The organism is Nocardioides sp., from assembly GCF_025965415.1.
Taxonomy (GTDB): Bacteria; Actinomycetota; Actinomycetes; order Propionibacteriales; family Nocardioidaceae; genus Nocardioides.
This window is the reverse complement of the sequence record NZ_JAOPWY010000146.1, coordinates 1-6707: the sequence shown is the minus strand read 5'-3', so window position 1 is coordinate 6707 and position 6707 is coordinate 1. Positions and strand designations below refer to the sequence as shown.

The 6707-nt window shown below is 72.8% G+C and carries 8 protein-coding genes; 2 read left to right on the top strand and 6 right to left on the bottom strand.

Going from position 1 to position 6707, the window contains the following annotated elements; translation table 11 throughout:
• On the bottom strand, positions 1 to 1697 hold a 1697-nt coding region (locus JWN97_RS15330), incomplete at its 3' end, for a sodium/proton-translocating pyrophosphatase (protein ID WP_297624378.1).
• A 159-nt stretch (positions 1698 to 1856) separates the two neighbouring features.
• Positions 1857 to 2192 (bottom strand): anti-sigma factor antagonist, encoded by a 336-nt coding sequence (locus JWN97_RS15325; protein ID WP_209953026.1) that lies wholly within the window; start codon positions 2190 to 2192, stop codon positions 1857 to 1859.
• Positions 2193 to 2361: 169 nt separating this feature from the next.
• Here JWN97_RS15325 and JWN97_RS15320 point away from each other — a divergent pair, with 169 nt between their 5' ends.
• Together JWN97_RS15320 and JWN97_RS15315 are read left to right on the top strand one after the other, a co-directional pair.
• Positions 2362 to 4710 (top strand): DEAD/DEAH box helicase, encoded by a 2349-nt coding sequence (locus tag JWN97_RS15320; protein WP_297624374.1) that lies wholly within the window; start codon positions 2362 to 2364, stop codon positions 4708 to 4710.
• Between the two features lie 9 nt (positions 4711 to 4719).
• Positions 4720 to 5028 (top strand): hypothetical protein, encoded by a 309-nt coding sequence (locus JWN97_RS15315; RefSeq protein WP_297624372.1) that lies wholly within the window; start codon positions 4720 to 4722, stop codon positions 5026 to 5028.
• Between the two features lie 36 nt (positions 5029 to 5064).
• Here the strand turns inward: JWN97_RS15315 and JWN97_RS15310 are convergent, their stop codons facing one another.
• The 4 genes from JWN97_RS15310 to JWN97_RS15295 all read right to left on the bottom strand — a co-directional run.
• Positions 5065 to 5412, bottom strand: coding sequence for an Rv3654c family TadE-like protein (locus tag JWN97_RS15310; protein WP_297624370.1), 348 nt, complete (start codon positions 5410 to 5412; stop codon positions 5065 to 5067).
• Positions 5409 to 5792, bottom strand: a complete 384-nt coding sequence (locus tag JWN97_RS15305; RefSeq protein WP_297624367.1) for a TadE family type IV pilus minor pilin — start codon at positions 5790 to 5792, stop codon at positions 5409 to 5411. Before JWN97_RS15305 ends, JWN97_RS15310 begins: the two co-directional genes overlap by 4 nt.
• Positions 5792 to 5977: a DUF4244 domain-containing protein gene (locus tag JWN97_RS15300; protein WP_297624365.1), complete on the bottom strand. Its 186-nt coding sequence runs from the start codon at positions 5975 to 5977 to the stop codon at positions 5792 to 5794. Before JWN97_RS15300 ends, JWN97_RS15305 begins: the two co-directional genes overlap by 1 nt.
• 141 nt (positions 5978 to 6118) lie before the next feature.
• On the bottom strand, positions 6119 to 6707 hold a 589-nt coding region (locus tag JWN97_RS15295), incomplete at its 5' end, for a type II secretion system F family protein (RefSeq protein WP_297624363.1).

The window sequence follows — 6707 nt, the reverse complement described above, 5'->3', positions numbered from 1 at the left end:
GCCCGGGCGACGGCGTTGATCGCCAGGCCGGAGAACAGGAACACCACGGACGCACCGAGCAGCACACCCACGAGGACGGCGGGGTTGAAGACGCTGAAGTCCAGCAGGTTGGCCTCGTCGGCCGTCGGGTTCGCGGCGCGCAGCGCCTCGAAGACCGAGGTCGCGTACGACCCGAACAGCGCGGTCGCGGCGAGCACGGCCGTCGCGATCGCGATGCCCTTGGTGATGGCCTTGGTGGTGTTGCCGACCGCGTCCAGCTCGGTCAGGATCTGCGCACCCCCGGGGCTCACGTCACCGGACATCTCCGCGATGCCCTGCGCGTTGTCGGAGACCGGGCCGAAGGTGTCCATGGCGACGATCACGCCGACGGTGGTCAGCAGACCACAGCCGGCGAGGGCGACCGCGAAGAGCGAGACCGCCAGGGTGGCCCCACCGAGCAGGTAGGCGCCGAACACGGCAGCCCCGATGACCAGCGTCGTGTACACCGCGGACTCGAAGCCGACCGAGAGCCCGGCCAGGATCACCGTCGCCGCACCCGTCAGGGACGTCTTGCCGACGTACTTGACCGGGCGGTGCTCGGTGCAGGTGAAGTAGCCGGTCAGGGGCAGGTTGCCGGCCGACATCACGATGCCGATGACGACGGCGGCCGAGGCGATGAACCGCGGGTCCCCGTCGACGCCTGCGGCGTTGACGCCGGCGAACTCGCTGAAGCTCCCGGGCAGGTAGACGTAGGCCAGGATCACGCTGGCCAGCGCGGCGATGCCCGAGGACATGTAGAAGGACCGGTTGATGGTCTTCAGGCCGTTCTCTCCGGCCTTGGGCTTGGTGAGGTAGACACCGGCGACGGCCGTCAGGGCACCGATGGCCGGGATCAGCAGCGGGAAGACGAGTCCCTTGTCGCCGAAGACCTGGGAACCGAGGATCAGCGCGGCGACCAGCGTGACGGCGTACGACTCGAAGAGGTCGGCGGCCATGCCGGCGCAGTCGCCGACGTTGTCACCGACGTTGTCGGCGATCGTCGCGGCGTTGCGCGGGTCGTCCTCGGGGATGCCCTGCTCGACCTTGCCGACCAGGTCGGCGCCGACGTCGGCGGCCTTGGTGAAGATGCCGCCACCGACTCGCATGAACATCGCGAGCAGGGCCGCACCGAAACCGAAGCCCTCGAGCACCTTGGGCGCGGCGTCCTGGAAGAACAGGACGACGAGGCTGGCGCCGAGCAGGCCGAGGCCCACGGTCAGCATGCCGACCATGGCACCGGTGCGCAGGCCGATCGTCATGGCCGGCTCGCGGCCGGTGGTCTCGGCGGCGGCGGCGACGCGCAGGTTGGCGCGCACCGCGAGGTTCATCCCGAGATAGCCCACGGCTGCCGAGAAGCCTGCGCCGACGAGGAAGAACACCGAGCGGAAGATGCGCACGGTGGTGTCGTCGGCCGGCAGCACGAGCAGCGCGAAGAACGCGATCGCCGCGAAGATGGCCAGGGTCCGGAACTGCCGGGTCAGGTAGGCGTTGGCGCCCTCCTGCACGGCCTGGGCGATGGTCTTCATGTTGTCGGTGCCTTCGCCGGCGGCCATCACCTGTGACCTGAACATCGCTGCCATCCCGAGCGCACCAAGTGCGATCAGGGCGACGACGACGACCAGGATCAGGTTTCCACCTTCGAGCTCCGGCTTCACGACTGCGGGCAAGGTCCCCGTCATGCGTGTCCTCCTAGGACTGGAAAAGATCCATGAACGCGCCGGAGTCTACGCAGGGGTGATCCAGATCACGGGGCAGGGTGACCTACGCCACACCGATGTCCTGGGTGCAAGCGCGACGAAGCCCCTCCGAGCGCGTCCGGAGAGGTGGAAGGGGGCCGATCAGGCGCCGGGGGCGAGTCCGACGGTGTCGTGGATGACGAACACCTTGGCCAGGCCGGTGATCCGGAAGATCTTGAGCAGCCGCTCCTGGGTGCAGACCAGGTCGAGCGAGCCGTCGTGGGCCCGGACCTTCTTGAGACCGCCCACGAGCACGCCGAGCCCGGTGGAGTCGAGGAACTCGACGGCCTCGAGGTCGATGACGATGTCGTAGGTGCCGGCGCCGACGAGCTCGGTGATGCAGTCACGGAGCTTGGGCGCGGTGTAGACATCGATCTCTCCGCCGACCGCCACGACGGCGCGACCATCCACCTCGCGTGTGGCAAGGGTGAGATCCACGGCTGCTCCCCGGTCCCCGAAATCTGTTCGGACAGTGCGCCTGCAGGACACACCGCGTGCCCCGCTCTTCTTCCGGGTGGTATCAAACCACGAGTCCCACCCGTTGCGCAGGAGTCCCCGACACTTCTCCCCAGCCACCGCTGTCGCCGCCGTTTGCCAGACTTGGTGGGTGAGTCCTTCCCGTCCCGACGTGGTGCCCCCGGTCGAGGGTCTGATCCGTCGCCTCACGGGCGTCCCGGGTCGCGAGGACCGGCTCCAGCACCTCGAGGTGCTTCCTGCCCGCGAGGCGGTGCACGAGGCGTGGCCGGACTGGGTGCCGGACGACGTCCGCGCCGCCTATGCCGCGCAGGGAGTGGTCCAGCCGTGGCGCCACCAGGTGGTCGTGGCCGATGCCGCCCACGCGGGCGACCACGTGATCGTGGCGACCGGCACCGCGTCGGGGAAGTCGCTCGGCTACCAGCTGCCCGCGCTGTCGGCGATCCGTGCCGCCCGCGGCCCACTGGGCCAGCGAGGAGCGTCGGTGCTCTACCTCGCCCCCACCAAGGCGCTCGCCCACGACCAGCTCGCCGGGCTCGCGTCGCTGCGCCTCGACGTACGCCTCGCGGCCCACGACGGCGACAGCTCGCGCGAGGAGCGCGACTGGACGCGCGACTACGGGGAGTACGTCCTCACCAACCCCGACATGCTCCACCGCTCGCTGCTCCCCTCCCACCACCGGTGGTCGCGCTTCCTCGGCTCGCTGCAGTACGTCGTCGTCGACGAGTGCCACCACTACCGCGGGGTCTTCGGGGCGCACGTCTCCCACGTGCTGCGCCGCCTGCGCCGGGTGTGCGCGATGTACGGCGCCCACCCCACGTTCGTGCTCGCCTCCGCGACCGTCGCCGAGCCCGAGGTGACGGCGTCGCGCCTCACCGGCCTCGACGTGGTCGCGCTGACCCGCGACGACTCGCCCCGCGGCGAGGTGTCGCTGCTCCTGTGGGAGCCGCCCTTCACCTCCCACGCCGGGGAGAACGGCGCACCCGTGCGGCGGGCCGCGTCGTCCGAGGTGGCTGACCTGCTGGCCGACCTGGTGGCCGAGGACGTCCGGACCCTCGCCTTCATCCGGTCGCGCCGCGGCGCCGAGCAGGTCGCCCTCACCGCCGCCGAGCTGCTGGCCGAGGTCGACCCGTCGCTGCCCGGCAAGGTCGCGGCCTACCGCGGCGGCTACCTCCCCGAGGAGCGCCGGGCGCTGGAGGCCGCGCTGCGCCGAGGAGACCTGATGGGCCTGGCCGCCACCAACGCCCTGGAGCTCGGCATCGACATCAGCGGGCTCGACGCCGTGCTGATCGCCGGCTTCCCCGGCACCCGCGCGGCCTTCTGGCAGCAGGTGGGTCGCGCGGGCCGCGGCGCCCAGGACGCGCTGGGGGTGCTCGTCGCCAAGGACGACCCGCTCGACACCTACCTCGTCACCCACCCCGAGATGCTGATCGGAGCGCCGGTCGAGGCGTCGGTCTTCGACCCGTCCAACCCGCACGTGATGGGGCCCCACCTCTGCGCGGCCGCGCAGGAGGCGCCGTTGACCGAGGCGGACCTGCCCCTCTTCGGGCCGACGGCACGTGAGGTGCTCGACGAGCTGACCACGCTGGGCCTGCTCCGGCGGCGCCCGCGTGGCTGGTTCTGGACCGACAGCGGCCGGGCCGCCGACCTCGCCGACATCCGCTCGGCCGGGGGCTCGCCGGTGCAGCTCATCGAGGCCGACACCGGGCGCGTGGTCGGCACCGTCGACGCCGGCGGGGCCCATAACCAGGCGCACCCCGGGGCGGTCTACGTCCACCAGGGCGAGGCGTGGCTGGTCGAGGACCTCGACCTCGAGCACCATGTCGCGACCATGCGGCGGGACGAGCCGGCGTACAGCACCACCGCGCGCGAGGTCACCGACATCAGCGTCGTGTCGACCCGCGAGCGGCAGTCGTGGGCCGGCTGCGAGCTCTCGCTCGGCGAGGTCGACGTGTCCCACCAGGTCGTCTCCTTCCTCAAGCGCCGCCAGCCCGGCGGCGAGGTGCTGGCCGAGGAACCCCTCGACCTGCCCGAGCGGACGCTGCGTACGACGGCGGTGTGGTGGACCGTTCCCGACGACGTCGTCGCGGAGGCCGGCCTGGCGGCGCTCGACGTGCCGGGCGCCGCCCACGCCGCCGAGCACTGCGCGATCGGCCTCCTCCCCCTCTTCGCGACCTGCGACCGCTGGGACATCGGCGGCGTCTCGACCGCTCGTCACGCCGACACCGGGGTGCTCACCGTGTTCGTCTACGACGGCCACCCGGGCGGGGCGGGCTTCTCCGAGCGCGGCTTCCGCACGGCGCGCGAGTGGCTGGCCGCGACCCGCGAGGCGATCGCGAGCTGTGAGTGCGCCAACGGCTGCCCGTCGTGCATCCAGTCGCCCAAGTGCGGCAACCAGAACAACCCGCTCGACAAGGTCGGTGCGATCGTCCTGCTCGATGCCCTCCTCGCGGGTGCGCCGGTTGCCCGGCAGGAGGGCTAGATTCGCACCATGGTCTTCCTCGGTCTGGCACTCATCATCCTCGGCGGCATCGCGATCCTGTCGGCCGTCTTCGTCAGCGAGCCGGGCTCGGGCGGCGAGCTGCTCGGCTTCGACGTGACCACGTTGGAGTCCTTCCTCGTCGGCGTCGCGGCCGGTGCCGCGATCCTCTGGGGCTTCTCCATCCTCAAGTGGGGCACGCGCCGGGGCCTGGCGCACCGCAAGGAGCGCAAGGAGCTGACCAAGCTCAACGAGAAGCTCGAGCGCGTCGAGGCCGAGCGCCGCGACGACGACCCGGACGGCAGCACCACCCGCCCCTGACGCGCCAGGCACGCATCGGCCCCCGCCCGGATGCGGTCAGCCCGGACCGGCGCGAGCCTCGGCGGTGACCCTCAGGTCGCGGCCGGGCAGGGGCGGTCCCGCGACTGACACGACCACCCGCACCTCGGACCCGTCGACGCCGCAGCTGTCGAGCCCCGCCGCGTTGGCCGCCGCGACCCGCCAGGCCTCGGCGCACGCGTCGGCGTCCACCGAGGTCGCACCCGCAAGGGCGCTGAGGTCGGCGGCGGCCTGCGCGCGTCGCTGCGCGGTGACGAGGCCACCGACCACCGCCAGCCCGGCCGTCACGAACATCAGCACTCCCGCCATCGCCACCACCAGCACGGTCGCCGCGCCCGCATCGGGCCGCGGCCCCCGGCGCCTCACGACGAGTCCGCCTCGAGCAGTGCGACCGCATCGGCGGAGACCCTCACCCCGGGCAGGGCGCCCAGCAGTCCGCCCGGCCCGACGACCCTCACGCTGGTCGTGACGACGACCTGGCTCCCGCCGACCTCGATCCGCACGGACGCCTGCTCCGGCGCGATCCGGAGGGCCACTCCCTCGGCGGCCGTGACGTCGTCGCCCCGGGCCACGGCGCGCGCCGCCTCGCGTGACGCGTCGATCACCCGCACCTGGGCCGCGCCGACCGCCAACATCCAGACCAGCCCGGCGGTCAGCGCCACCAGCAGCGGGATGCCCAGCGCGAGCTCGGCGGTCGCCGCGCCTCGCTGGTCGCGAGGGCGCCGGTCCCGCCGCTGTGCCGCCATCAGCCGATGCCGAGCAGGCTCATGACGTGGTCGAACAACCGGCCCAGCAGCTGGTCGCCGAAGCTGCCGGTGAGCATCTTGTAGAGCAGGGCCGCAAAGCCCGCCCCGGCTGCGGTGCCCACGGCGTACTCGGCCGTGGTGATGCCCGACTCGTCGTGCCCCGTGCTCGTCCTCGTGGTCCTCATCGGTCCCCCTGTCGCTGCGGGGCTCCCGATGAACCCCGTCCGACGACCAGCCTCCGTGCGCCGGCGGACCACCGCACGCGTCCTCGTCCGGAGCTGTGGACGAGCGCCGCAACCTCCGCCCTGTGGACGCCCGGCGGGCCGTCATGGCGCGACCTGCCCGAACAACGAGGCCACGGTCGGCACCACGCCGAGCAGCAGGAAGGCCGGCAGCAGGCAGACGCCGAGGGGGACGGCGGCCGAGACCCCGACGCGGCGGGCGGCGTCCTCGGCGCGCGCCAGGGACTCACGCTCCAGCTCGTCGGCCAACCGCTCGACGGCCTGGACGACGGAAGAGCCGGAGACCTGCGACCGGATCATCGACCGGGCCAGCGGGGCCAGCGCCTCGTCGTGCGCCACCGCCGTCCAGGCCTCGACTCCCGAGGCACCCCATCGCGCCTGCTCGACCACGGGCGCCAGTCGGTCGGCGGCGGGTCCCGGCAGCGCGGCGCACACCTGCGCAAGGCCGGACACGGGCTCGGCTCCTGCGCGCAGCGTCGAGGCGAACAGGTCGATCAGGTGGGGCAGCGTGCGCTCCACCTCCTCGCGCTCCCGGCGCGACACAGGCGACTCGGCGCGGGCCAGCACCCGCCGGGCGAGCGCCGCCGCCGCCACGCCCGCCACCGGACCGAGCCACCCACCCACGAACAACCACGCGCCCAGCCCGACACCCACGGCGGCCACGGGACGCAGC

What these genes read in the sequence shown, in the direction of transcription:
- JWN97_RS15315 (WP_297624372.1), top strand. Translation starts at nt 4,720, where the DNA reads ATGGTCTTCCTCGGTCTGGCACTCATCATCCTCGGCGGCATCGCGATC.
- JWN97_RS15305 (WP_297624367.1), bottom strand. Translation starts at nt 5,792, where the DNA reads ATGGCGGCACAGCGGCGGGACCGGCGCCCTCGCGACCAGCGAGGCGCG.
- JWN97_RS15300 (WP_297624365.1), bottom strand. Translation starts at nt 5,977, where the DNA reads ATGAGGACCACGAGGACGAGCACGGGGCACGACGAGTCGGGCATCACC.